Origin of the sequence: Streptomyces sp. NPDC088733, assembly GCF_044751185.1 — a bacterium.
In the GTDB taxonomy this organism is placed as follows: Bacteria; Actinomycetota; Actinomycetes; order Streptomycetales; family Streptomycetaceae; genus Actinacidiphila.
The window spans coordinates 156,419-178,982 of sequence record NZ_JBIVLH010000003.1 but is presented as its reverse complement, the minus strand read 5'-3'; the positions used below and the strand labels follow the sequence as shown (position 1 = coordinate 178,982).

The following is a 22,564-nucleotide window of genomic DNA, read 5'->3' as shown; positions in this document are numbered from 1 at the left end:
CGGTCGTTGTCCCGGTCGGACATTGTGCCAGTCCGGGGCTCTCAGACCCGAACGTCGTCCTCGGCCGGGCGTGCGCCGGGTACCTCAAGGGTGCATCGTTCCGTGTCCTGCGCGGCCCTGCGAGCCCTCTTTTTCGCCAGTGGCGTGGAGGCCGCGGTCAGGGCGACGAAGACACCGATGGCGAGCAGCACGATCGTCGCCCCGGAGGGCACGTCGACGTAGTACGAGGTGACCGTGCCGGAGAAGGCCACCGTCACGCCGATGGCCACCGCCAGTGCGAAGGTCGTCGCGAAGCTGCGGGTGATCGCCTGCGAGGCCGCCACCGGGATCACCATGAGCGCGCTCACCAGCAGCAGGCCGACGACCCGCATCGCCACGGTGACGGTGACCGCCGCGGTGACCGCGACCAGCAGGTTGAGCAGCCGCACCGGCAGCCCGGTGACGCGGGCGAACTCCTCGTCCTGGGAGACCGCGAACAACTGCCGCCGCAGCCCCAGGGTGACCAGCACGACGAAGCCGGCGAGCACGCAGACGGCGGTGATGTCCTGCGGCGAGACGGTGGTGATCGAACCGAAGAGATACGTCGTCAGGTTGGCGTTGGAGCCGTTGGGCGCGAGCGAGGTGAACATGACGCCGGCCGCCATACCGCCGTAGAAGAGCATGGCGAGCGCGATGTCGCCGCGGGTGCGGCCGTACCAGCGGATCAGCTCCATCACGATCGCGCCGACGATCGACACGGCCGTCGCCATCCACACCGGGTTGGTGCTCAGCAGGAAGCCCAGGCCCACGCCGGTCAGCGCGACATGGCCGATCCCGTCGCCCATCAGGGCCTGGCGGCGCTGGACGAGGAAGATGCCGATGGCGGGGGCGGTGATGCCGACCAGGACGGCGGCGATCAGGGCCCGCTGCATGAAGGCGAAGGTGAACAGCTCCATCAGAACAGCCCCGTCCGGATCGGCTCGGCCGCACGGTCGGCGTGCGGGTGGACATGGTCGTGGCCGGGCAGCGCGTGCTGGCCGCGCGCCTGCGGCGGCGGGCCGTCGTGGACGACGCAGCCGTCGCGCAGCACGACCGCGCGGTCGATGAGCGGTTCCAGCGGGCCGAGTTCGTGCAGGACGACCAGCACGGTGGTGCCGAGGCCGACTTGCTCGCGCAGGGTGCCCGCGAGCACCTCCTGGCTGGCGAGGTCGACGCCGGCCATCGGCTCGTCCATGATCAGCACGTCGGGTTCCACGGACAGCGCGCGGGCGATCAGCACGCGCTGGTGCTGGCCGCCGGAGAGGGCGTTCACCGAGTCGCCGGCCCGGTCGGCCATGCCGACCAGCTCCAGGGCGCGGTCCACCGCGGCCCGGTCGGCCTTGCGGGAGAACCCCATCCGGGTGCGGGCCAGCCGTCCCGCGGTGACGACCTCGCGCACGGTCGCGGGGACCCCGGAGGCGGCCGTGGTGCGCTGCGGCACGTACCCGATCCGCGCCCAGTCCCGGAAGCGGCGGTGCGGGGTGCCGAAGAGCTCCAGCTCGCCGCCGGTGAGCGGCACCTGGCCGACCACGGCACGCACCGCGGTCGACTTGCCGGAGCCGTTGGCGCCGAGCAGCGCGACGACCTCACCCCGCCGCACGTCCAGGTCGACGCCGCGCAGTACCGGGCGCGAGCCGAGCGAGGCGGTCGCGCCCCGCAGCGAGACGACCGCGTCCGTAGCGTCCGTAGCGTCCATAGCTGCCTCCGTCGTCGCGGTCACGTGGTGGCGCCCAGCGCCGTCTGCAGGGCCTTGAGATTGGCGCGCTGGACCCCGAAGTAGTCGGACCCCCGTGAGCGGTCGGTGATCCCCTCGATCGGGTCGAGTACGTCGGTCCGCAGGTCCAGGTCACCCGCGAGGGTCTTCGCCGTCCGGTCGCTGACGAGCGTCTCGAAGAACACCGTGCTCACCTGCCTGTCCTTGGCGAGGTCCTGGAGCGCCCGCATCCGGGCGGCGCTCGGCTCCGCCTCGGGGTCGATGCCGTTGACCGCCTCCTCCACCAGGCCGTAGCGCTCGGCGAGGTAGCCGAAGGCGGCGTGGGTGGTGAGGAAGGTGTCCGAGGTGCGGTTGCGCAGTCCGTCGGTGAACGCGGTGTTCAGCGCGTCGAGCTTCTTCACGAGCGCGTCGGTGTTCTCGGCGTAGAGCGCCGCGTGGTCCGGGTCGGCCTGGGCCAGCGTCCGGCCGACGCCCTCGGCGACCTGCGCGTACTTCACGGGGTCGAGCCATATGTGGGGGTCGGCGCCGGCGTCCTCGTGGTGGTGCGGGTCTTCCTCGTCCGGGCCGGGGTCGCTGTGGTTGTCGCCGGTGGTGTGGTGCTCGCCGTCGACCTCGGTGCCGTGGTCCTCCAGCGCGGTGAGCGAGGCGGCGTCCACGATGTGCCGCACACCGGACTGGGCTATGGCCTCGTCCACGGCGGGCTGGAGGCCCTTGAGGTAGACGACCACGCCCGACTGGCCGAGTCGGCCGATCTGCCGGGGGGTGAGTTCCAGGTCGTGCGGCTCGGTGCCGGGTTTGGTGAGGCCGGTGACGCTGACGTGGCTGCCGCCGATCTGCTCCGCGAGGTACTGCATCGGGTAGAAGGACGCGGTGACCTTGAGGCGGCCGTCCGTGGTCCGGGTGTCGCCCGCGGCGGCGGAGCACGCGGAGAGGGCGACCAGCCCGGCGACGGCCGCCATCGGGAGCAGCACACGACCTATGTTCATGACTCCCATTTTCAACAAAAATGGAAACGATTGTCAATTGAGCACAGTGTGATCACGATCGGCCCCCCGCGACGCGGAACCGATTTGATACGGCCCCCGTCGGCGCCGGTAATCTGAGGTATTCGCCGGACCGAGCTCGCCCCCGGCGACCCCACCGACCGCTTCGTCGTCTGAAGAGAGCACCGTGGCCGCCGACAAGATCGACACCATCGTCAGCCTGAGCAAGCGCCGTGGCTTCGTTTTCCCCTGCAGCGAGATCTACGGCGGCCAGAAGGCCGCCTGGGACTACGGGCCGCTGGGCGTGGAGCTCAAGGAGAACATCAAGCGCCAGTGGTGGCGTGCGATGGTCACCTCGCGGGAGGACGTGGTCGGCATTGACTCCTCGGTGATTCTGGCCCGCGAGGTCTGGGAGGCCTCCGGCCACGTCGCCACGTTCACCGACCCGCTCACCGAGTGCACCTCCTGCCACAAGCGCTACCGCGCGGACCACCTGGAGGAGGCGTACGAGGCCAAGCACGGCCACCTGCCGGCCAACGGCCTGTCCGACATCAACTGCCCCAACTGCGGCAACAAGGGCGCGTTCACCGAGCCCAAGCAGTTCTCCGGGCTGCTCTCCACCCACCTGGGCCCGACCCAGGACTCCGGCTCGGTCGCCTACCTGCGCCCCGAGACCGCCCAGGGCATCTTCACCAACTTCTCCCAGGTGCAGACGACCTCGCGCCGGAAGCCGCCGTTCGGCATCGCCCAGACCGGCAAGTCCTTCCGCAACGAGATCACGCCGGGCAACTTCATCTTCCGGACCCGTGAGTTCGAGCAGATGGAGATGGAGTTCTTCGTCAAGCCGGGCGAGGACGAGACCTGGCACGAGTACTGGATGCAGCAGCGCTGGGACTGGTACCGGGGCCTCGGCCTGCGCGAGGAGAACATGCGCTGGTTCGAGCACGCCAAGGAGAAGCTCTCCCACTACTCGAAGCGCACCACCGACATCGAGTACCGCTTCAACTTCGGCGGCACCGAGTTCTCCGAGCTGGAGGGCATCGCCAACCGCACGGACTACGACCTCAAGGCGCACAGCCAGGCCAGCGGCCAGGACCTGTCGTACTTCGACCAGGAGGCCGGCGAGCGCTACTTCCCGTACGTCATCGAGCCCGCGGCCGGTCTCAACCGCGCCATGCTCGCCTTCATGCTCGACGCCTACAACGAGGACGAGGCGCCGAACGCGAAGGGCGTGATGGAGAAGCGCACCGTCATGCGGCTCGACCCGCGCCTGTCCCCGGTCAAGGTCGCGGTGCTCCCGCTGTCCCGCAACCCGCAGCTCTCCCCGAAGGCCAAGGGGCTCGCCGCGGACCTGCGCCGGCACTGGAACATCGAGTTCGACGACGCCGGCGCCATCGGCCGCCGCTACCGCCGCCAGGACGAGATCGGCACGCCGTTCTGCGTCACCGTCGACTTCGACACCCTCGAGGACAACGCGGTGACGGTCCGCGAGCGCGACACCATGAAGCAGGAGCGCGTCTCGCTCGACCAGGTCGAGTCCTTCCTCGGCGGCCGTCTGCTCGGCTGCTAGGTCCCGACGTACGGCGAAGGCGCCCGGTCACCCCCGTGGGGGAGACCGGGCGCCTTCCGTCTGTACGCCCGCGCTTCAGGACGCCAGGCCGCGCACGATCAGGTCGCAGACTGCCGTGAACGCGGCGTCGATGCCGGGGGCGGACCACTCGGCCGCGTAGGCGGGGTCGTGGAAGCGTCCCGCGGCGTCGAAGACGGCCCGCGCCACGACCTCGGGGTCCCCGGCCTCGAACTCGCCCGTGCCGGCGCCGTCCCGGACGATCCGGGTCAACTGCTCGACCAGGTCGTCCACATGGCGCTCGATGACGACGCTCTGCTCCGCCGCCAGCACCATGTACGTCGCGAACAGCTCCGGGTCGCCACCCGCCTTGCGCCGCTTCGCCGCGAAGAGCGCCGCGAGCCACGCCCGCAGCCGGTCCGGCGCGGGGCGGCCGGCGTCAAGCGCTATGGCGGAGAGTTCCGCGTGCGACTGGTCCAGCCAGCGCTGGGTGACCGCCTCCCGCAGCGCCGCCTTGGTCCGGAAGTGCCGGTACACGCTTCCGTGGCTGACGCCGAGCGCGCGGGCCACGTCGACCACGGTGGCCTTGGCGGGGCCGTAGCGGCGCAGCACGTCCTCCGTGGTCTCGAGGATGCGTTCTGCGGTCAGCGTCTCGGGTGGCATGGTGGACATTCTCCCAGGACCCGGGCGGTGGGCGTCAGTGCTCCCGCTCGCTGTCCAGGTGCCCCATCTGCGCGTCCGGGTAGCGGTTGCCCGCCGCCGCGCCGGCCGGGACGGCCGTCTCGATGGCGGCGAGGTCGGCGGCGTCGAAGCGGACGTCCAGCGCGCCCAGCGCCTCGCCGAGCCGCTCGCGGGTGCGGGAGCCGATCAGCGGCACGATGTCCTCGCCCTGGGCCAGCACCCAGGCGATGGCGGTCTGCGCGACGGAGACGCCCTTCTGCTCGGCGATCTTCCGCAGCGCCTCGACGAGCGCCAGGTTGTGGTCCAGGTTCTCGCCCTGGAAGCGCGGGCTCATCGCCCGGAAGTCGTGGGCGGCGAGCTGCCGGTCCCGGGTGAAGTGGCCGCTGATCAGGCCGCGCGAGAGCACGCCGTAGGCGGTCACGCCGATGCCCAGCTCGCGGGCGGTCGGCAGGATCTCGTCCTCGATGCCGCGGGAGATCAGCGAGTACTCGATCTGCAGATCGCTGATGGGGGCGGTGGCGGCCGCGCGGCGCAGGGTGCCGGCGCCCACCTCGGACAGGCCGATGTGGCGTACGTGGCCGGCCTGGACGAGGTCGGCGATGGCGCCGACGGTCTCCTCGATCGGGACGGCGGGGTCGACCCGGGCGATGCGGTAGATGTCGATGTGGTCGGTGCCGAGGCGCTGCAGCGAGTACGAGGCGAAGTTCTTCACCGCCGCCGGGCGGCCGTCGTACCCGAGCCACTCGCCTCCGGGGCCGCGCAGGGCACCGAACTTGACGCTGACCAGGGCCTTGTCACGGTTCGCGCCGGCGGAGCGCAGGGCCTCGCCGATGAGCATCTCGTTGTGGCCCATGCCGTAGAAGTCGCCGGTGTCGATCAGGGTGATGTCCGCGTCGAGGGCGGCGTGGATCGTGGCGAGGGACTCGGCGCGGTCGGCCTCGCCGTAGAGGGCCGACATGCCCATGGCGCCGAGGCCGAGGGTGGAGACGGTCGGGCCGGTGGTGCCGAGGGTGCGGTTGCGCATTGCGGGAGCTCCGTTCAGGGGGTGTGCGGACAACGATGACACATGCACTGACAGATTTCAATATCTGTCAGTGCATGTGCCTGACCCACTCCCTCGTGACCCCCCGACCGGGGGTGCACCCGCCCCGTCATGACCGCCGGGCCGGGTGCCTCACCCCACGTGCCGCGGCAGCCGCAGACTGAACAGCGCCGTGCCCAGGACGGCCGCGAGCTGCACGACCAGCACGATGACCAGGGCGTCCCGCATCCCGTGCCCGGGCGCCAGGGAGAGGAAGAGCGTGCCGAGCGTGGCCACGCCCAGCGCGAGCGCGGACTGCTGCGCGGTCACCATGACCCCGCTGCCCACCCCGGCCCGCGCGGCCGGCACGTCGGCGAGCACCAGCCGGAACAGCACGGGCAGTTGCAGCCCCTGCCCGAAGCCGGCCAGTGCCAGCCCCGGCAGCAGCGCCCAGCCGCTCATGCCCCCCGCGTGCCACTCGCGGGCCACCGACGCCGCCAGCACGGCGACACCCACCGCCTGCACCAGGCCGCCGGCGCTGACCACCCGTCCGCCGTAGCGCAGGACCAGGCGGGGCCCGGCGAGCGAGGCGATGAAGAAAGCCACCGCCATCGGCACCAGCGCGGCCCCGGCCTGCACCGGGCCGTACGCCAGGCCCTCCTGGAGCGCCACCGCGATCACGAACATGAAGCCGCCGAAGCCGAGGGAGAACGGCAGCACCAAAGGCAGCGCCCTGCGCATGCCCGCCGAGTGGAAGAGGCTCGGCGGCACCAGCGGGACCCGTCCCGCGCGGTCCGCCCGGCGCTCGACCAGGTAGAAGGCGATCGAGGCGAAGGGGAAGAGCAGCAGCGACACCCAGGTCCACACCGGCCATCCGGCGGCCCGGCCCTCGGTGAGCGGCGCGAGCAGCGTGATCAGGGACACCGCCAGCAGGAGCGTGCCGGGGCGGTCCACGGGCGCCGGGTGCTCGGAGCGGGTCTCCGGCACACTGCGTGCGGAAAGGAACAGGCCGATCGCCGCGACCGGGACGTTCACCAGGAACACCGCGCGCCAGCCGGTGCCCGCGATGTCCGCGGCGACGAGGATGCCGCCGAGGATCTGGCCGGCGACCATCGACAGGCCGGCGGTGGCACCGTACAGGCTCAGCGCCTTGGCCCGGCGGTGGCCGGAGGTGGCGGAGTGGATGGTGGCCAGCACCTGCGGCAGCATCAGCGCCGCCGCGGCGCCCTGGGCGACGCGCGCCGCCACGAGCGTCCAGGCGTCGGGCGCCAGGCCGCAGGCGAGCGAGGTGAGGCCGAAGGCCGCCATGCCCGCGATGAAGAGCCGGCGGCGGCCGAAGGAGTCGCCGAGCCGCCCGCCGAGCACCAGCAGCACGGCGTAGGCCACGCCGTAGCCGGCGACGACCAGCTCCAGCAGCGCGGCCCCGGCGTGCAGGTCGGATTCGATGGCGGGCAGCGCGACGTTGACGATGAAGAAGTCGATCAGCGGCAGCGCGGCGCCCAGCAGCACGGTGAACAGGCCCAGCGGGCTGAGCACGGGGGAGGCGGGCGGGGCGGGCGACGCCGCGGAGGTGGTGGAGGCGGCGGAGGCGGCGGAGGCTGCCTCGGGAGCGGACGGCGCGGACGCGGCGCCGGTGCCGGTGCCGCCGCGCAGGCGGATCACCCGCGGCTTGACCTGGGCCCGCGACGGCAGGCCGGAGGAGACGGAGAGGTCGTTTCGATCGGTCACCTATGACACGATGGGCCCCTTCCCAAGGTGGTACCAGAGAGCGTTTATCCAGGTATCACAACCACCTGGCAACGGGCTGGGCGATGCGGCACCCTGGGAGTCATGACGACGACCGCAGCAGCCCGGCTGGAACTCGCCTCCTTCCTCCGCAGCCGCCGCGAGCGGATCGCCCCCGAGCAGGTCGGCCTTCCGCCCGGGCGCCGCCGGCGCACCCCGGGACTGCGTCGCGAGGAGGTCGCGCAGCTCGCCGCGGTCGGCGTCACCTGGTACACGTGGCTCGAACAGGCCCGGGAGATCCAGATCTCGGCGCAGGTGGCCGACGCCATCGCCCGCGCGCTGATGCTCGACCCGAACGAGCGGACGCATCTGTTCCTGCTCGCCGGCGTCACCGACCCCAATCCGCTCGCCCGGTGCCCCGGCATGTCGGACCAGATCCGCGAGATGCTCGCCAAGCTGGAGCCGCTGCCGGCCGCCGTCCTCAACAGCCGTACCGATGTCATCGCGCACAACCGCACCTACGGGCGCCTGGTGGCCGACCTCGACGCGCTGCCCTTCGAGGACCGCAACATCATGTGGCTGGCCTTCACCGATCCCGCCTGGCGCGTCGGCATGCCGGACTGGAAGGAGACCAGCCGGCTGATGGTCGCCAAGTACCGTTCCGCGATGGCCGGGCATCTTGCCGAGCCCGCCTGGAAGTCACTGGTGAAGCGGCTGGAGCAGGCGTCGCCGGAGTTCCGCGAACTCTGGGAGCGCCACGAGGTCCAGGAGCCGGAGAACCGCACCAAGCGCTTCCTCAACCCCGATGTCGGCCTGCTCACCTTCGACTTCACCCACCTGTGGCTCGGCCCCCGGCAGGGTCCGCGGCTGGTGACCTACACCCCGGCGGACGACGTCACCCGGGAGCGGGTGCAGCGTCTGTACGAGCTGGTCACCGCCCCTGCCGCTGCCTCCCTGCCGCAGGCCGTCCCCGCCTGACTCAGCCGAGCCGGGCCCGGGCCTCCATGAGCGCGAAGCCCAGCAGGTTCAGGCCGCGCCACTGCGCCGGGTCGGCCGCGCGCTCGTCGTCGGCGGCCAGGCCGATGCCCCATATCCGGTCGACCGGGCTGGCCTCGACGAGTACCCGCCGGCCCGTGCCCAGCAGATAGGCGCGCAGCGCCGGGTCCTGCCCGAACTTGGCCGTGTTGCCCGCCACGACGAGCTCCGAGCGCCGCCCTTCCCACGCCTCGCCGTCGAAGCCGCGCACCTGGCGGCCCAGCCGCTTCGCGGCCTGCGGATGCGGCGCGGCGAGGATCTTCGCCAGCGTCTCCTCGTCGCCGAAGAGCCGGGCCTTGCCGGCCATCATCCAGTGCTCGGCCGTCGGGTAGGCGACGCCGTCGACGGAGAACTCCGAGGGCCACCACTGGCTCAGGCAGCCCGCGCCCACGCCGCCGTCCCGCTGCGGGCGGTGCCCCCAGAAGAACAGGTACTTCGGCCGTGTGCCCCGCGTCGCCAGCGCCACGAGGGTTTCGTGGTCGCGTGCGTCGCCCGGCTCGGTGATCGGCGTGTGCGTCATGCCGTGACGGTAACGCGGGGGTACGACAGCGGGCATCGGGATTACCCGTCGAGCAGCCGGCCCAGTATGCGGTCCAGCAGCGCGAGTTCGTCCTCCGGCAGGGCGGCGAGACCCGGCGGGGGAGTGCCGAGGATGCGCTCGGCCTCCGCGGCGGCCGCGGCACCGGCCGCGGTGACCGCCACGACCTTGCGACGGCGGTCACCGGGGTGCGGGGTGCGGTCCACCAGGCCGCGCCGGGCCAGGTCGTCCACGACGAGCGTGATGTAGGGGCGGTCCGACATGAGGTCGGACGCGAGCTCTCCCGGGGTGACGGGCGCGGCGGCGATCCGGCGCAGCGCCTTGACGCGGAAGAAGCTCATGCCGAGGGCGTCGGCCACCTCCCGGCGGCGCTCGTTGCGTTCCAGGACGAGGGTGCGCAGATTGCGCCACACGCGGTCCGGTGTCCCGTCGTTCACCTGGCGCCCACCATCTCCCGCGGCTCGTCGGCCGCCAGGCGCTGCGCGGCCCGCGCCGCGGTGCCCGCGGCCCAGGAGCCCGTCGTCAGCCAGCCCAGCACCAGCACGACCACGCCGCAGCCGGTGATGATCCACCACGCCGTGATGTCCAGCCCGGCGGCCAGGGCCGCGCCGACGACGGCGACGCCCAACGACTGCCCGACCTGGCGGCTGGTGGAGGCCACGGCCGCGGCGACCCCCGCCTGGGAGCGCGGCATGCCGGAGACGGCGGTGTTGGTGATGGGGGCGTTGACGAAGCCGAAGCCGATGCCGAACAGGACGTACCCGGTGAAGAGCAGGACGTCCGAGGACTGGCCGTGCAGCGCGGCGAAGACCACCCCGCTCGCGGTCGTGGCGGTGCCCGCGAGCAGCAGTGGCAGCCGCGGCCCGCGGCTGCCGACCATGCGGCCGGACAGCGGGGCGAAGACGAGCGCCATGGCGGCCATCGGCAGCAGGTGCAGTCCGGCGTCCAGGGCGGACAGCTTGCGTACGTCCTGGAGGTAGAGGGTGTTGAGGAAGAGGAAGCCGGCGAGCGCGGCGAAGGCGCTCACCGCTATCACCGTGGCCCCGCTGAAGGGCGCGCTGCGGAAGAAGCGGGGGTCGATCAGCGGTTCCCTGCGCCGCCGTTCGTAGCCGATCAGGCCCGCCGCCGAGCACGCGGCGACCACCAGGCAGCCGATGATGAGGGGCGAGCCCCAGCCCGCGCCCGGCGCCTCGATGATCGCGTACGTCAGCGAGCCGAGCAGCGCGATGATCAGCAACTGGCCGACGGGGTCGATGCGGCGCGGCCTGGGCGCCCGGGACTCGGGGACGAACAGGGCGGTCAGCACCAGGGCCAGGAAGCCGATGGGCAGGTTGATCCAGAACACCGAGCGCCAGCCGATGGACTCCACCAACGCGCCGCCGACGATCGGGCCGGCCGCCATGCTGATGCCGACGACGCCGCCCCACACGCCGATGGCCCGTGCCCGCTCCCGCGGGTCGGTGAAGACGTTGGTGATGATCGACATCGCGACGGGGTTGAGCATCGAGCCGCCGACCGCCTGGAGCATCCGGAAGACCACCAGCCACTCCAGGCTGGGGGCGATGCTGCACAGCCCCGAGGCAACGGTGAAGATCACCAGCCCGATGCGGAAGATCCTGCGCCGTCCGATGCGGTCGGCGGTCGATCCGGAGAGCATCAGGAGCGAGGCCAGCACCAGGGTGTACGCGTCGATCGTCCACTGCAGTCCGGAGATCGAGGCGTGCAGGTCCGCGCGCATGGAGGGCAGCGCCACATTGAGGATCGTGTTGTCGAGGCTGACGATGAGCAGGCTCATGCAGCAGATGGCCAGCACCAGCAGACGCCTGCGGTGGCTGAGCTCCGGCATCGGTACCCCGTCCGCTCCGCCGGGACTCCCGCCCCGGACTTTGATTGTATTTGTGTAACCATTTCAATCTACACCCACCTCGGGCCCGGGTCTCCCGTGCGTACGCGAGAATGGGTGGCATGACTGCAGACGCCATCACCGCCCCGTCGCTCACGATCGGCCCGCACACCGTGTGGCCGCCTGTGGTGCTGGCGCCGATGGCGGGCATCACCAACGCCCCCTTCCGCACGCTGTGCCGGGAGTTCTCCGGCGGCAAGGGGCTGTTCGTCTCCGAGATGATCACCACTCGCGCGCTCGTCGAGCGCAATGAGAAGACCATGCAGCTCATCCACTTCGACAAGAGCGAGAACCCCCGCTCGATCCAGCTGTACGGGGTGGACCCGGTGATCGTCGGCAAGGCGGTCCGGATGATCGTCGACGAGGACCTGGCCGACCACATCGACCTCAACTTCGGCTGCCCGGTCCCCAAGGTGACCCGCAAGGGCGGCGGTGCGGCCCTGCCGTACAAGCGCAACCTGTTCCGGTCGATCCTGCGCGAGGCCGTCGCGGGCGCGGGCGACCTGCCGGTCACCATCAAGATGCGCACGGGCATCGACGACGATCACGTCACCTACCTGGACGCGGGCCGTATCGCCGTCGAGGAGGGGATCGCCGCCGTCGCGCTGCACGGCAGGTCGCTCGCCCAGCACTACGGCGGCTCGGCCGACTGGGAGAAGGTCGCCCGCTTGAAGGAGCACGTCCCGGAGATCCCCGTGCTCGGCAACGGCGACATCTGGAGCGCCGAGGACGCGATCCGGCTGATGCGCGAGACCGGTTGCGACGGCGTGGTCGTGGGCCGTGCCTGCCTGGGCCGGCCCTGGCTGTTCGGCGACTTCGTCGCCGCCTTCGAGGGCGGCGGCGACCTGGCCACCCCGGCGCTGCGCGAGGTCGCGGGGGTGATGCGGCGCCACGCCGAGCTGCTCGGGGAGTGGCTGGGTGACGAGGAGCGCGGCGTGATCGACTTCCGCAAGCACGTGGCCTGGTACACCAAGGGCTTCTCGGTCGGCTCCGAGATGCGCCGCAAGCTCGCGATGGCGTCCTCCCTGGCCGAGCTCGACGCGCACCTCGACGGACTCGAACTCGACCAGGAATGGCCGGATGGCGCCGAGGGCCCGCGCGGCCGTACGGCGGCGGGCAAGCGCGTGGCGCTCCCGGACGGCTGGCTGGAGGACCCGTACGACTGCTCGGTGGTCGTCGACGCGGACGCGGAGTCGGACACTTCCGGCGGCTGACGGCATTCCGGGCGGCCGTGTGGCCGTCCAACGGGCCTGATGCGGCGTCGGCGGGGCGAGTGATTCTCGCCACGTCTGATAGGTGTGTTGCTCAGATGAGCACGCCGAGTGTCGCATCACCTCTCTTAGAGCTGGCACTGGGTGCCATCGTTGTCGTCGCCATCCGGTCAAGCCATCCCTCGCATGGAGTAACAGAAACCGCTGACGGTGATCACCGGGCGGCATCATGTGTTCGAGGATTGAATGCATCCGATGCCCGCCCGAACCGGTCCCGCGCTTTCGATCTATCGGCCGATGGGTGGTTACAGCCGTGTGACCTGGTGATGGACGTACTGCAGCGCCTTAGAGATGGGTACGCTCCCCGCCGTCAGGGCATCCCGGCCGCGAGGAGCGAGTCCCGTGTCGGAAGAACAAGAAATCCAGAAGTTCGTCTACGACTTCACCGAGGGCAACAAGGACCTCAAGGACCTTCTCGGCGGCAAGGGCGCCAACCTGGCCGAGATGACCAACCTCGGCCTGCCCGTCCCTCCGGGCTTCACGATCACCACCGAGGCCTGCAAGGTCTACCTGGGCTCCGGCTCCGAACCCGCGGCCCTGCGCGACGAGGTGAGTGCGCACCTCGACGCGCTGGAACAGCGGATGGGCAAGAAGCTCGGCCAGCCGGACAACCCCCTGCTGGTCTCCGTGCGCTCCGGGGCGAAGTTCAGCATGCCGGGCATGATGGACACCGTCCTCAACATCGGCCTGTCCGACGACTCCGTGGCCGGGCTCGCGGCGCAGGCCGGCGACGAGCGCTTCGCCTGGGACTCATACCGCCGCCTGATCCAGATGTTCGGCAAGACCGTGCTGGGCGTGGAGGGCGACCTCTTCGAGGAGGCCCTGGAGGACGCCAAGCGCGCCAAGGGCACCCACAGCGACCTCGACCTGGACGCCGCCGACCTGCGCGGCCTGGTCGAGCAGTTCAAGGCCGTCGTGGCCAAGGAGACCGGCCGGGACTTCCCGCAGGACCCGCGCGAGCAGATGGACATGGCCGTCCGGGCCGTCTTCGAGTCCTGGAACGGCGAGCGCGCCATCCTCTACCGCCGCCAGGAGCGCATCCCCGGCGACCTCGGCACGGCCGTCAACATCTGCTCCATGGTCTTCGGCAACCTCGGCCCCGACTCCGGCACCGGCGTCGCCTTCACCCGCGACCCCGCCACCGGCCACCAGGGCGTGTACGGCGACTACCTGTGCAACGCGCAGGGCGAGGACGTCGTCGCGGGCATCCGCAACACCGTCCCGCTCGCCGAGCTGGAGCAGCTCGACAAAACCTCGTACGACCAGCTCATGAAGATCATGGAGACCCTCGAGACGCACTACAAGGACCTGTGCGACATCGAGTTCACCATCGAGCGCGGCAAGTTGTGGATGCTGCAGACCCGGGTCGGCAAGCGCACCGCGGCCGCCGCCTTCCGCATCGCCACCCAGCTGGTCGACCAGGGGCTCATCGACGAGGCCGAGGCCCTGCAGCGGGTCAACGGCAGCCAGCTCGCGCAGCTGATGTTCCCGCGCTTCGACGAGAAGGCGAAGTCCGAGCGGATCGGCTGGGGCATCGCCGCCTCGCCGGGCGCGGCGGTCGGCAAGGCCGTCTTCGACTCGTACACCGCGGTGAAGTGGTCGCGCTCCGGCGAGAAGGTCATCCTCATCCGCCGCGAGACCAACCCCGACGACCTCAACGGCATGATCGCCGCCGAGGGCATCCTCACCTCGCGCGGCGGCAAGACCTCGCACGCCGCCGTCGTCGCCCGCGGCATGGGCAAGACCTGCGTCTGCGGCGCCGAGGAGCTGGAGGTCGACACCAAGCGGCGGCGCATGACGGCGCCCGGCGGGGTGGTGGTCGAGGAGGGCGACGTCGTCTCCATCGACGGCTCCTCCGGCAAGGTCTACCTGGGCACCGTCCCCGTCGTGCCGTCCCCCGTCGTGGAGTACTTCGAGGGCCGCATGCACGCGGGCGCCGACGACGCCGACGAACTCGTGCAGGCCGTGCACCGGATCATGGCCTACGCCGACCGCGTCCGCCGGCTGCGGGTGCGCGCCAACGCCGACAACGCCGAGGACGCCTCGCGCGCCCGCCGCTTCGGCGCCCAGGGCATCGGCCTGTGCCGCACCGAGCACATGTTCCTCGGCGAGCGCCGCGAACTCGTCGAGCGCCTCATCCTCGCCGACACCGACACCGAGCGCGAGCAGGCACTGAGCGCCCTGCTGCCGCTCCAGCGGTCCGACTTCGTCGAGCTCTTCGAGGCGATGGACGGCCTGCCGGTGACCGTGCGCCTGCTCGACCCGCCGCTGCACGAGTTCCTGCCCGACATCACCGAGCTGTCGGTGCGCGTCGCGCTCGCCGAGTCCCGCAAGGACGCCAACGAGAACGACCTGCGGCTGCTCCAGGCCGTCCACAAGCTCCACGAGCAGAACCCGATGCTGGGCCTGCGCGGCGTACGCCTCGGCCTGGTCATCCCCGGCCTGTTCGCGATGCAGGTGCGGGCGATCGCCGAGGCAGCGGCCGAGCGCAAGCACGCCAAGGGCGACCCGCGGGCCGAGATCATGATCCCGCTGGTGGGCACCGTCCAGGAGCTGGAGATCGTCCGCGACGAGGCCGAGTCGGTCATCGCCGAGGTCCAGGCCGCCACCGGCACCGAACTCGCCCTCGCGCTCGGCACGATGATCGAACTGCCCCGGGCCGCCCTGACCGCCGCGCAGATCGCCGAGGCCGCGGAGTTCTTCTCCTTCGGCACCAACGACCTCACCCAGACCGTGTGGGGCTTCTCCCGCGACGACGTGGAGGCCAGCTTCTTCACGGCGTACCTGGAGAAGGGCATCTTCGGCGTCTCCCCGTTCGAGACCATCGACCGCGACGGCGTCGGCTCGCTGGTGAAGTCCGCCGCCGAGGCCGGCCGCGCCACCCGCCCCGGCCTCAAGCTGGGCGTCTGCGGCGAGCACGGCGGCGACCCCGAGTCCGTCCACTTCTTCCACGAGGTGGGCCTGGACTACGTGTCCTGCTCCCCGTTCCGCATCCCCGTCGCCCGCCTGGAGGCGGGCCGGGCCGCGGCGCAGAACAGGGGCAACGGCACCCGGTAACCAACCCGGCACCCAGAGACCATCTCCCACCCTCACCGGGGGCGGCACCTTTGTGCGAAGGTGCCGCCCCCGCTTCCCTTTGTTCGTCCCCACGACACCGGGCCGCCCGGTTCCGCGGTCAGGGTGGGGCGCATGGCAGCTCCCCGGCCCCTGCAGGCGGTCCTCCACGTCGTGCCGCTCATGGTGCTCGCGGTCGTCCTCCTCGACTCCGCGACCGACTTCTTCCCCGACGACCCGCTGACCGGCGTCGTCACCCCGGCGCGCCTCGCGCTCGGCCTCGGCCTCGTGGCGCTGGTGGCCGGCGGCGCACGGCTGAGCAGCTTCCGCACGCGGCTGGACCTGCCCGTCGTGGTCCTGCTGGGTGCCGCGACGGCGACCACCTTCCTCGGCGGGCACCCCACCGCCCCGCTGCGCGGACTGCTGACCGTGGTCGCCGGCTTCTACTTCGTCGTCGGGCTGCGGCGCACCCAGCCCGAGTCCTGGCGGGCCTTCGGCCTGCTGGCGACGGTCTGCGTCGCGGCGGCCGGCACGGCGGCCTTCACCCAGGTCACCAATGACGTGCCCACCGGCTTCTGCCGCACCGGGCTGCTCACCGACGTGGGCTGCGGCGCCGGCGGCGACGCGGCGCTGACCCGGGCCGTGGGCACCTTCTCCAACCCGAACCTGCTGTCCGCCTTCCTCGTCCTGCTGACCCCGTTCCTGCTGCTCGCCTTCGTGGCGGTCGGCGAGCGCACGGCGGCGACCGCGGTCACCCTGGTGGCGGTGGTGGCGTACGGGGCCGTGCTCACGACGTACTCGCGCGCCGGCTACGTGGCCGCCGTCGCGGGCCTGCTGGTGCTGGGCGGCGCCTACTGGGTCGCGCCCCGCCTCGACCGGCGGCAGCGCCGGATCGCGACCGCCGGAGGCCTGCTGCTCCTGCTGGGCGGCGGTGCGGCGATCTGGCAGACGTCCCGGGCCGGCGACTCGCTGGGCGTGCGCGGGGGCGTGTGGGAGGCGGCGCTGCGGATCGCGGCCCACAACCCGATGGGCGTCGGGCTCGACCGGGCCGGCGCGGTCGTCTCCGCGGCCGTCCCCGGCGACCAGGTCTTCGTGCACACCCACAACATGTGGCTGAACTGGCTGGTGGAGACCGGCCCCGTCGGACTGCTGGGCATGCTCGGCATCACGGTGGTGGCCCTGCTGAGCGCGGCCCGGGCCGCGCGCGAGAAGTCGGTGATCGGCACCGCGGGGCTGGCCGCCCTCACCGGGTTCTTCCTGAGCGCGATGGTGGACCACCCCGCCAACCAGGACCGCATCGCCGCGCTGCTCTGGCTCGTTCTGGGCGTCGTCATGGCCGAGGTGCCCGCACGCTGGCGCCGCCCCGCCCCCACGGCCCCCCACACGCCCCCGGCCGCCGCCCTGCCCGCGCCCCGGCACGGCGCCGGACGGCCCATCTCCGCCCGGCCGGCGGCACCGGTGCCGGCCCTGACGCAGCGGCCGGAAACCCTGGGCTGAGCGCGGGCCGGGCCGCCGCGCGCCGCCGGAAGCGGGCGCGGCGGCCCGCCGGCGTCAGGGCTGCGGAGGCCGGTTCCCGCCCGATTCGCCCGTGCCGTACTCGTCGCTCAGCTTGTCCTGGGCGGTGTCGACCTGGCGCTGGTACTTGCCGCCGGTCCTCTCGTCGATCGTGTCGCCACCCTTGTCGATGCCCTTCTGGGCCTGACTCTCGTGGCCCTTCAGCTTGGCCTTGATCTTGTCCAACATGGACATCGCTGTCCTCCTTGCCGTGAGGCGGGACTCCTCCCAGCATCACCGCCCCACTGAAGATCCGCATCCGGAACCGCGCCCAATGCCGCAGGTGGGGAGCGGTTCGGCGGTCAGCGCAGCGCTCGCGCGACGCCCTGCTCGCGGGGGCCGAGGAACCGCGGGTCCGGGGTGAGGGCGGCGTCGACGGCGGCCTTGGCGGCGCCGGCGATCTCGCGGGCGCCGCCGTAATACCAGGTGACGTCGCGGGGCTCGTCGACACCGACCCCGTACGCGTCGATGCCCGCGGCACGGCACAGGGCGAGCGCACGGCGGATGTGGAACCCCTGGCTCACCAGGAGCGCGTGGTCGACGCCGAAGATGCGCCTGGCGCGGGTGCAGGAGTCCCAGGTGTCGAAGCCGGCGTAGTCCAGGACGACCTTCGCGCGCGGGACGCCGTGCGTGGCGAGGTAGTCCCGCATGGCCGTCGGCTCGTCGTAGTCGGTGCGGCTGTTGTCGCCGGTGACCAGGACCGCCCGCACCTTCCCGGCGGAGTACAGGGCCGAGGCCGCGTCGAGCCGGTGGGCCAGATAGGGCGAGGGCTCGCCGTTCCACAGCCCGGCGCCGAAGACGACCGCGACCGGTTCGGCGGGCGCGTCGGCCAGGGTGCGGACCCGCGGGTCCGCGGTCAGCTGGAGCCATGTGGCGGGCAGCAGCGCCAGCACGCACACCGCCACGGCCGCACGCAGCAACCGCCGCCTGCCCCGCCTGGACCTGGGCAGGCGTGCCGCCAGGGCCCCGGCACCTGTCCGTACCTTCCCGCGCAACCGCTTCACGCCCGAGTCGACGCCGCCCACGTCCCTGCGGTTCCATGATGACCGTGCGAGACGACCACTCCCGCCTCCCGTTCTTCGTGTACGGGACCTTGCGGCCCGGCGAGATCAACCACTCCTGGCTGCTGCGCGGCCGCATCGCCACGGAGACCCCGGCCGTCCTCCATGGCGCCCTGCTCTTCGACGGCCCCGGCTACCCGTACGCCGTGTCCGACGCGCGCGGTCATGTCCAGGGCGATGTTGTGCGTCCGGTCGACGACCTCTACGAGGACGTCCTCGCCGACCTCGACCGGCTGGAGGAGTACACCCCCGGCGCGGCCGACAACCTCTACGAACGCGTCGTCCGCGACGTCCGCACCTACGCCGGCCGGACCCTCCCCGCCTGGGTGTACCTCGCCGCCCCCGCCCACGAACGCGACCTGCGCGCCTCCGGCCGCCCCATCCACGGCGGCGACTGGAAACACCGCTGATACGGCGGCCGTGCCGCGCCGTGCGGGTCCCGCTCATGCGGGCGCGGGCATCCGGGCGGCCGGGGCCGGGGTCGTCGCGGATGGTTGCGGTGGCCCTGGGGCCCGCGGACGGAGCGGGCGCTGACGGTGCGTCCGGGCTGTCCTGACCACGATGAGTGCTCGCGGCCTGCGTTGCGCTGCGCGGTGAGGCTGTGCGGCGCGTGGCCCCGGGGAGCTGCGGACCGGCGCAGGCGCTGACGGCGTGTCCCGGTTCCGGCCCCGACGGCCCCTGCCCGACGGCCCGTCGCCGCGCCGCGCAGGGCGGCCGTGACCCGGCGGCGCCGCGGACGCTGACGGTGTGCTGGGCTCCGGAGTTGAACGCCGTGCCGGTCCGTCTCATGCCGGCGCGGGGTCAGCATGTCGCCGCCGGTCCCCCCGGGTCTTGGCCCCGGGCCGCAACTGGGCGGCCCGGATCGCCGGGCCGCACGCCCCGCTTGCGGAAGCACTGCACGTCCCGGTGGCCGGGGCCGGCCGCCGCGGGGTCGTGCGACCCGAGGTCCGCGCAGGACGCGGGTCCGTTGCGGGCACGGCCGGCGGCGCCCCGATGGGTACGGGGTGCCCGAGCCGGTTGCCGAGGGGCCGAGGCGCCGCTTCGCGAATTGCCGGGCCGGACTGATTCGCGGCCGCCGCGCCACCGGGTGCGGCACCCCGCTGCGACCAGGCACGGGCCGCGCCCGGAAGGTCCACCCAGCGGCGCGGACCGGCCGGGCGGCGCGGAGCGGCCCGTGCGGGGCCGCGCCGGATACTGTCGCTGTATGGACCTGAACCACCAGGCAGCGGACGAGTACGCCCCCTACAGCCAGGCCGACACCGAGCGCTATGTGCCCGAGCCGGACAAGCGGCCCGGCCGCACCTCGTTCCAGCGGGACCGCGCGCGCATGCTGCACTCGGCCGGGCTGCGCAAGCTCGCCGGCAAGACCCAGGTGGTGGATCCGGTCGACGACGAGCGGGCGATCAACAGCAGCCCGCGCACGCGGCTCACCCACAGCCTGGAGTGCGCCCAGGTCGGCCGGGAGCTCGGTGCCGCGCTCGGCTGCGACCCGGACCTGGTGGAGACGGCGTGCCTGGCGCACGACATCGGCCACCCGCCCTTCGGGCACAACGGCGAGATGGTGCTCGCCGAGGTCGCCCAGGACTGCGGCGGCTTCGAGGGGAACGCGCAGAGCCTGCGCATCATCACCCGCCTGGAGCCCAAGCGCTTCACGCACGACGACGACGGCGCGCTGGTCAGCGTCGGCCTCAACCTCACCCGTGCGGCGCTGGACGCGGCCACCAAGTACCCCTGGCCGCGGGGGGCCCATCCCACGCAGCCCGGCAGTCCGAAGTTCGGGGTCTACGAGGACGACCTGCCGGTCTTCGCGTGGCTGCGCCGCACCGCGCCGGCGGACCGCCCGTACGGGCAGTGCTTCGAGGCGCAGGTCATGGACTGGGCGGACGACGTGGCGTACTCCGTCCACGACGTCGAGGACGGGCTGCACGCCGGCCATCTGGACCCGGCCGTGCTGCTGGCCGAGCCGGAGCGGCGCGAGATCTTCGCCGTGGCCGCCGCGCGCTACGCGCCGGGCGCCGCCGAGGACGAGCTCGCCGAGACCCTGGACCGGCTGCTGGACATGGAGTGGTGGCCGCACGGCTTCGACGGATCGGCCATCGCGCAGGCCCGGTTGAAGGACGCCACCTCTCAGCTCATCGGCCGGTTCTGCCTCGCCGCCGAGCGCGCCACCCGGGACGCCTACGGCACCGGCCGGCTCACGCGCTACCGCGCGCAGCTGGTCGTGCCGCGCGAACAGCGCCTGGAGTGCGCGGTGCTCAAGGCGGTCGCCGACCGCTATGTGATGCAGCGAGAGGCGCAGGAGCGGCGGCGCGCCCAGCAGCGGGTGGTGATCGGCGAGCTGGCCGAGGCGCTGCTCGCGCGGGCGCCCGAGGGGCTGGACCCGCAGTTCCGCGGGATGTTCGACGCGGCCAAGGACGACCGGGCCCGCAAGCGGGCCGTCGTCGACCAGATCGCCTCCCTGACCGACTCGGCGGCGACCGCCTTGCACGCCCGGCTCACCGCCGGGCGGTGAGCCCCCGGCGGGCCCCCGGCCGCCCCCTGGAGGGTGTCCGGGAGACGCCCGACCCGGCGCGGCACTCTTCCCGTGGGCCGTGCCGTGCGGGACGCTCACCTCACTGGCAATTGCCAGAGGGAGGGCACCCGGGCACCCGAGGGACTTTCAGGGAGGCGCACAGTGGTGGACGCAGACCAGACATTCGTCATCGTCGGGGCGGGACTCGCGGGGGCGAAAGCGGCGGAGACGCTTCGCTCCGAGGGGTTCACCGGCCGCGTGATACTGATCGGGGACGAGCGCGACCACCCGTACGAGCGCCCACCGCTGTCCAAGGGGTTCCTGCTGGGCAACGAGGAGCGCGACTCGGTCTTCGTGCACCCCGCCGCGTGGTACGCCGAGCACGACGTGGAGCTCCATCTCGGCCAGCCGGTCACCGGACTGGACCGGGCGGCCAAGCGCATCACGCTGGGCGACGGCACCTCCATCCCGTACGACAAGCTGCTGCTGGCCACCGGGGCGGAGCCGCGCCGGCTGGACATCCCCGGCACCGACCTCGCGGGCGTGCACCACCTGCGGCGGCTCGCGCACGCCGAGCGGCTGAAGAACGTGCTGACCACCCTCGGCCGGGAGAACGGCCATCTGGTCGTCGCCGGGGCGGGCTGGATCGGCCTGGAGGTCGCGGCGGCCGCCCGGGGCTACGGCGTCGAGGTCACCGTGGTGGAGGCGCAGCCGTGCCCGCTGCACTCGGTGCTCGGCCCCGAACTGGGCGAGGTCTTCGCGGACCTGCACCGCGAGCACGGCGTGCGGTTCCACTTCGGCGCGAAACTCACCGGGATCACCGGCCAGGACGGCATGGTGCTGTCCGCCCTCACCGACGACGGCGAGGAGCACCCCGCCCACGACGTGCTCGCCGCCATCGGCGCCGCGCCGCGCACCGCGCTGGCCGAGGCCGCCGGGCTCGCCCTCGCCGACCGCGAGGCCGGCGGCGGCATCGCCGTCGACGCGTCGCTGCGCACCTCCGACCCCGACATCTTCGCGGCCGGGGATGTCGCCAACGCCGAACACCCGCTGCTGGGCGGCCGGTTGCGGGTGGAGCACTGGGCGAACGCGCTGAACAGCGGGCCGGTGGCGGCGCGCGCGATGCTGGGCAAGGAGGTGAGCTACGACCGCGTCCCGTACTTCTTCACCGACCAGTACGACCTGGGCATGGAGTTCTCCGGGCACGCCGCCCCGGGAACGTACGACCAGGTGCTGGCCCGCGGCGACGTCGGCAAGCGGCAGTTCATCGCGTTCTGGCTGCGCGAGGGCCGGGTGCTCGCCGGGATGAACGTCAATGTGTGGGACGTCACCGACAGCATCCAGAAACTCATCCGCTCCGGCCGCCGGGTCGACGCCGAGGCGCTCGCCGACCCCGCCGTGCCCCTGAACTCCCTGCTGGAATGAGCGCCCGCACGGTCGCCTAGCATGGTCCTCATGGAGTTCCGTACCGCTGTCGTGCCCGTCGAGGAGATCTTCGATCTGCGCTGGACCGTGCTGAGGCCGGGACTGCCGCGCGCATCCGCGATCTTCGTCGAGGACGGCCACCCGGCCGCGTTCCACATGGCGGGCTACGACGGCGAAGGCGCCCTCGCCCCGGTCGTGACATGCGTCACGCTCTTCCCGGAGCAGCTGCCGGGGCACCAGGAGGCCGCCTACCGCATCCGCGGCATGGCCACCGCCGCCGAGGTACGCGGCCGCGGACTGGGCTCCGCGCTGCTGGGCGCGGCCCTCGCGGAGGCCCGGGAGCGCGGGGCGGAGCTGGTCTGGTGCAACGGCCGCACGTCGGCCCGCGGTTTCTGGGAGGGCCAGGGCTTCACGGCGGTGGGCGAGGAGTTCGTCCTGCAGCCCGCGGGCCCGCACTTCCTGTTCGTCGCCAAGCTGGTCTGACCGCGCCCGGGCGGCGCCG

At 72.5% G+C, this 22,564-nt stretch carries 20 protein-coding genes; 9 read left to right on the top strand and 11 right to left on the bottom strand.

The annotated features are described in order from the left end of the window. Positions 1 to 41 precede the first annotated feature (41 nt). From ACIP64_RS06905 to ACIP64_RS06895, 3 genes are read right to left on the bottom strand one after another with little or no spacing between them, the layout of a single operon-like run. The gene (locus ACIP64_RS06905) at positions 42 to 935 is read right to left on the bottom strand and encodes a metal ABC transporter permease (RefSeq protein ID WP_401582642.1); all 894 of its coding nucleotides are present in this window, start codon (positions 933 to 935) and stop codon (positions 42 to 44) included. After that, positions 935 to 1,714, bottom strand: coding sequence for a metal ABC transporter ATP-binding protein (locus ACIP64_RS06900; protein ID WP_401582641.1), 780 nt, complete (start codon positions 1,712 to 1,714; stop codon positions 935 to 937). Before ACIP64_RS06900 ends, ACIP64_RS06905 begins: the two co-directional genes overlap by 1 nt. Before the next feature lie 20 nt (positions 1,715 to 1,734). Continuing rightward, positions 1,735 to 2,718, bottom strand: a complete 984-nt coding sequence (locus ACIP64_RS06895) for a metal ABC transporter substrate-binding protein (RefSeq protein ID WP_401582640.1) — start codon at positions 2,716 to 2,718, stop codon at positions 1,735 to 1,737. A 184-nt stretch (positions 2,719 to 2,902) separates the two neighbouring features. Between ACIP64_RS06895 and ACIP64_RS06890 the strand changes: the two genes are divergently transcribed. Further along, entirely contained in the window at positions 2,903 to 4,285 is a 1,383-nt protein-coding gene (locus ACIP64_RS06890; protein WP_401582638.1) for a glycine--tRNA ligase, read from the top strand. A 75-nt stretch (positions 4,286 to 4,360) separates the two neighbouring features. Here the strand turns inward: ACIP64_RS06890 and ACIP64_RS06885 are convergent, their stop codons facing one another. From ACIP64_RS06885 to ACIP64_RS06875, 3 genes are all read right to left on the bottom strand, one after another. After that, a complete protein-coding gene (locus ACIP64_RS06885; protein ID WP_401582636.1) occupies positions 4,361 to 4,945 on the bottom strand; it encodes a TetR family transcriptional regulator in 585 nt (194 codons plus the stop codon). 34 nt (positions 4,946 to 4,979) lie between these two features. After that, the gene (locus ACIP64_RS06880) at positions 4,980 to 5,987 is read right to left on the bottom strand and encodes an aldo/keto reductase (RefSeq protein WP_401582634.1); all 1,008 of its coding nucleotides are present in this window, start codon (positions 5,985 to 5,987) and stop codon (positions 4,980 to 4,982) included. 150 nt (positions 5,988 to 6,137) lie between these two features. Continuing rightward, a complete protein-coding gene (locus tag ACIP64_RS06875) occupies positions 6,138 to 7,520 on the bottom strand; it encodes an MFS transporter (protein ID WP_401583198.1) in 1,383 nt (460 codons plus the stop codon). 294 nt (positions 7,521 to 7,814) lie between these two features. Between ACIP64_RS06875 and ACIP64_RS06870 the strand changes: the two genes are divergently transcribed. Continuing rightward, positions 7,815 to 8,687, top strand: coding sequence for a helix-turn-helix transcriptional regulator (locus ACIP64_RS06870; RefSeq protein WP_401582632.1), 873 nt, complete (start codon positions 7,815 to 7,817; stop codon positions 8,685 to 8,687). A 1-nt stretch (position 8,688) separates the two neighbouring features. Here ACIP64_RS06870 and ACIP64_RS06865 read toward each other — a convergent pair whose 3' ends face one another. Genes ACIP64_RS06865 through ACIP64_RS06855 form a run of 3 tightly spaced genes read right to left on the bottom strand, consistent with a single transcriptional unit; the run spans position 8,689 to position 11,128 of the window. Beyond that, positions 8,689 to 9,264: an NADAR family protein gene (locus tag ACIP64_RS06865; RefSeq protein WP_401582631.1), complete on the bottom strand. Its 576-nt coding sequence runs from the start codon at positions 9,262 to 9,264 to the stop codon at positions 8,689 to 8,691. 41 nt (positions 9,265 to 9,305) lie between these two features. Further along, on the bottom strand, positions 9,306 to 9,719 hold the full coding sequence (locus tag ACIP64_RS06860; protein ID WP_401582629.1) for a MarR family winged helix-turn-helix transcriptional regulator: 414 nt from the start codon (positions 9,717 to 9,719) through the stop codon (positions 9,306 to 9,308). Next, positions 9,716 to 11,128: a DHA2 family efflux MFS transporter permease subunit gene (locus ACIP64_RS06855; RefSeq protein WP_401582628.1), complete on the bottom strand. Its 1,413-nt coding sequence runs from the start codon at positions 11,126 to 11,128 to the stop codon at positions 9,716 to 9,718. Before ACIP64_RS06855 ends, ACIP64_RS06860 begins: the two co-directional genes overlap by 4 nt. A 119-nt stretch (positions 11,129 to 11,247) precedes the next feature. Between ACIP64_RS06855 and dusB the strand changes: the two genes are divergently transcribed. From dusB to ACIP64_RS06840, 3 genes are all read left to right on the top strand, one after another. Continuing rightward, positions 11,248 to 12,399 (top strand): tRNA dihydrouridine synthase DusB, encoded by a 1,152-nt coding sequence (gene dusB, locus ACIP64_RS06850; protein WP_401582626.1) that lies wholly within the window; start codon positions 11,248 to 11,250, stop codon positions 12,397 to 12,399. A 417-nt stretch (positions 12,400 to 12,816) separates the two neighbouring features. Beyond that, a complete protein-coding gene (ppdK, locus tag ACIP64_RS06845; RefSeq protein WP_401583196.1) occupies positions 12,817 to 15,513 on the top strand; it encodes a pyruvate, phosphate dikinase in 2,697 nt (898 codons plus the stop codon). 132 nt (positions 15,514 to 15,645) lie between these two features. After that, a complete protein-coding gene (locus tag ACIP64_RS06840) occupies positions 15,646 to 17,007 on the top strand; it encodes an O-antigen ligase family protein (protein WP_401582625.1) in 1,362 nt (453 codons plus the stop codon). A 54-nt stretch (positions 17,008 to 17,061) separates the two neighbouring features. Here ACIP64_RS06840 and ACIP64_RS06835 read toward each other — a convergent pair whose 3' ends face one another. Together ACIP64_RS06835 and ACIP64_RS06830 are read right to left on the bottom strand one after the other, a co-directional pair. Next, positions 17,062 to 17,259 (bottom strand): antitoxin, encoded by a 198-nt coding sequence (locus ACIP64_RS06835; protein ID WP_401582623.1) that lies wholly within the window; start codon positions 17,257 to 17,259, stop codon positions 17,062 to 17,064. 107 nt (positions 17,260 to 17,366) lie between these two features. After that, complete coding sequence (locus ACIP64_RS06830) at positions 17,367 to 18,068, bottom strand: vancomycin high temperature exclusion protein (protein WP_401583195.1); 702 nt, start codon at positions 18,066 to 18,068, stop codon at positions 17,367 to 17,369. 38 nt (positions 18,069 to 18,106) lie between these two features. Between ACIP64_RS06830 and ACIP64_RS06825 the strand changes: the two genes are divergently transcribed. The 4 genes from ACIP64_RS06825 to ACIP64_RS06810 all read left to right on the top strand — a co-directional run bounded on the left by ACIP64_RS06825 (position 18,107) and on the right by ACIP64_RS06810 (position 22,545). Beyond that, the gene (locus ACIP64_RS06825; RefSeq protein ID WP_401582621.1) at positions 18,107 to 18,535 is read left to right on the top strand and encodes a gamma-glutamylcyclotransferase family protein; all 429 of its coding nucleotides are present in this window, start codon (positions 18,107 to 18,109) and stop codon (positions 18,533 to 18,535) included. A 794-nt stretch (positions 18,536 to 19,329) separates the two neighbouring features. Further along, positions 19,330 to 20,637 carry a deoxyguanosinetriphosphate triphosphohydrolase gene (locus tag ACIP64_RS06820; RefSeq protein ID WP_401582620.1) on the top strand — a complete coding sequence of 436 codons (1,308 nt, stop codon included), beginning with the start codon at positions 19,330 to 19,332 and terminating at the stop codon, positions 20,635 to 20,637. Between the two features lie 162 nt (positions 20,638 to 20,799). Beyond that, positions 20,800 to 22,062: an NAD(P)/FAD-dependent oxidoreductase gene (locus tag ACIP64_RS06815; RefSeq protein ID WP_401582619.1), complete on the top strand. Its 1,263-nt coding sequence runs from the start codon at positions 20,800 to 20,802 to the stop codon at positions 22,060 to 22,062. A gap of 30 nt (positions 22,063 to 22,092) precedes the next feature. Next, positions 22,093 to 22,545 carry a GNAT family N-acetyltransferase gene (locus tag ACIP64_RS06810; protein WP_401582617.1) on the top strand — a complete coding sequence of 151 codons (453 nt, stop codon included), beginning with the start codon at positions 22,093 to 22,095 and terminating at the stop codon, positions 22,543 to 22,545. Positions 22,546 to 22,564: the final 19 nt, after the last annotated feature.

Coding starts and splice junctions, on each gene's coding strand:
- ACIP64_RS06905 (WP_401582642.1), bottom strand. CDS start 935: ATGGAGCTGTTCACCTTCGCCTTCATGCAGCGGGCCCTGATCGCCGCC.
- ACIP64_RS06900 (WP_401582641.1), bottom strand. CDS start 1,714: ATGGACGCTACGGACGCTACGGACGCGGTCGTCTCGCTGCGGGGCGCG.
- ACIP64_RS06895 (WP_401582640.1), bottom strand. CDS start 2,718: ATGAACATAGGTCGTGTGCTGCTCCCGATGGCGGCCGTCGCCGGGCTG.
- ACIP64_RS06885 (WP_401582636.1), bottom strand. CDS start 4,945: ATGCCACCCGAGACGCTGACCGCAGAACGCATCCTCGAGACCACGGAG.
- ACIP64_RS06880 (WP_401582634.1), bottom strand. CDS start 5,987: ATGCGCAACCGCACCCTCGGCACCACCGGCCCGACCGTCTCCACCCTC.
- ACIP64_RS06870 (WP_401582632.1), top strand. CDS start 7,815: ATGACGACGACCGCAGCAGCCCGGCTGGAACTCGCCTCCTTCCTCCGC.
- ACIP64_RS06865 (WP_401582631.1), bottom strand. CDS start 9,264: ATGACGCACACGCCGATCACCGAGCCGGGCGACGCACGCGACCACGAA.
- ACIP64_RS06855 (WP_401582628.1), bottom strand. CDS start 11,128: ATGCCGGAGCTCAGCCACCGCAGGCGTCTGCTGGTGCTGGCCATCTGC.
- dusB (WP_401582626.1), top strand. CDS start 11,248: ATGACTGCAGACGCCATCACCGCCCCGTCGCTCACGATCGGCCCGCAC.
- ACIP64_RS06840 (WP_401582625.1), top strand. CDS start 15,646: ATGGCAGCTCCCCGGCCCCTGCAGGCGGTCCTCCACGTCGTGCCGCTC.
- ACIP64_RS06835 (WP_401582623.1), bottom strand. CDS start 17,259: ATGTCCATGTTGGACAAGATCAAGGCCAAGCTGAAGGGCCACGAGAGT.
- ACIP64_RS06825 (WP_401582621.1), top strand. CDS start 18,107: ATGACCGTGCGAGACGACCACTCCCGCCTCCCGTTCTTCGTGTACGGG.
- ACIP64_RS06820 (WP_401582620.1), top strand. CDS start 19,330: ATGGACCTGAACCACCAGGCAGCGGACGAGTACGCCCCCTACAGCCAG.
- ACIP64_RS06810 (WP_401582617.1), top strand. CDS start 22,093: ATGGAGTTCCGTACCGCTGTCGTGCCCGTCGAGGAGATCTTCGATCTG.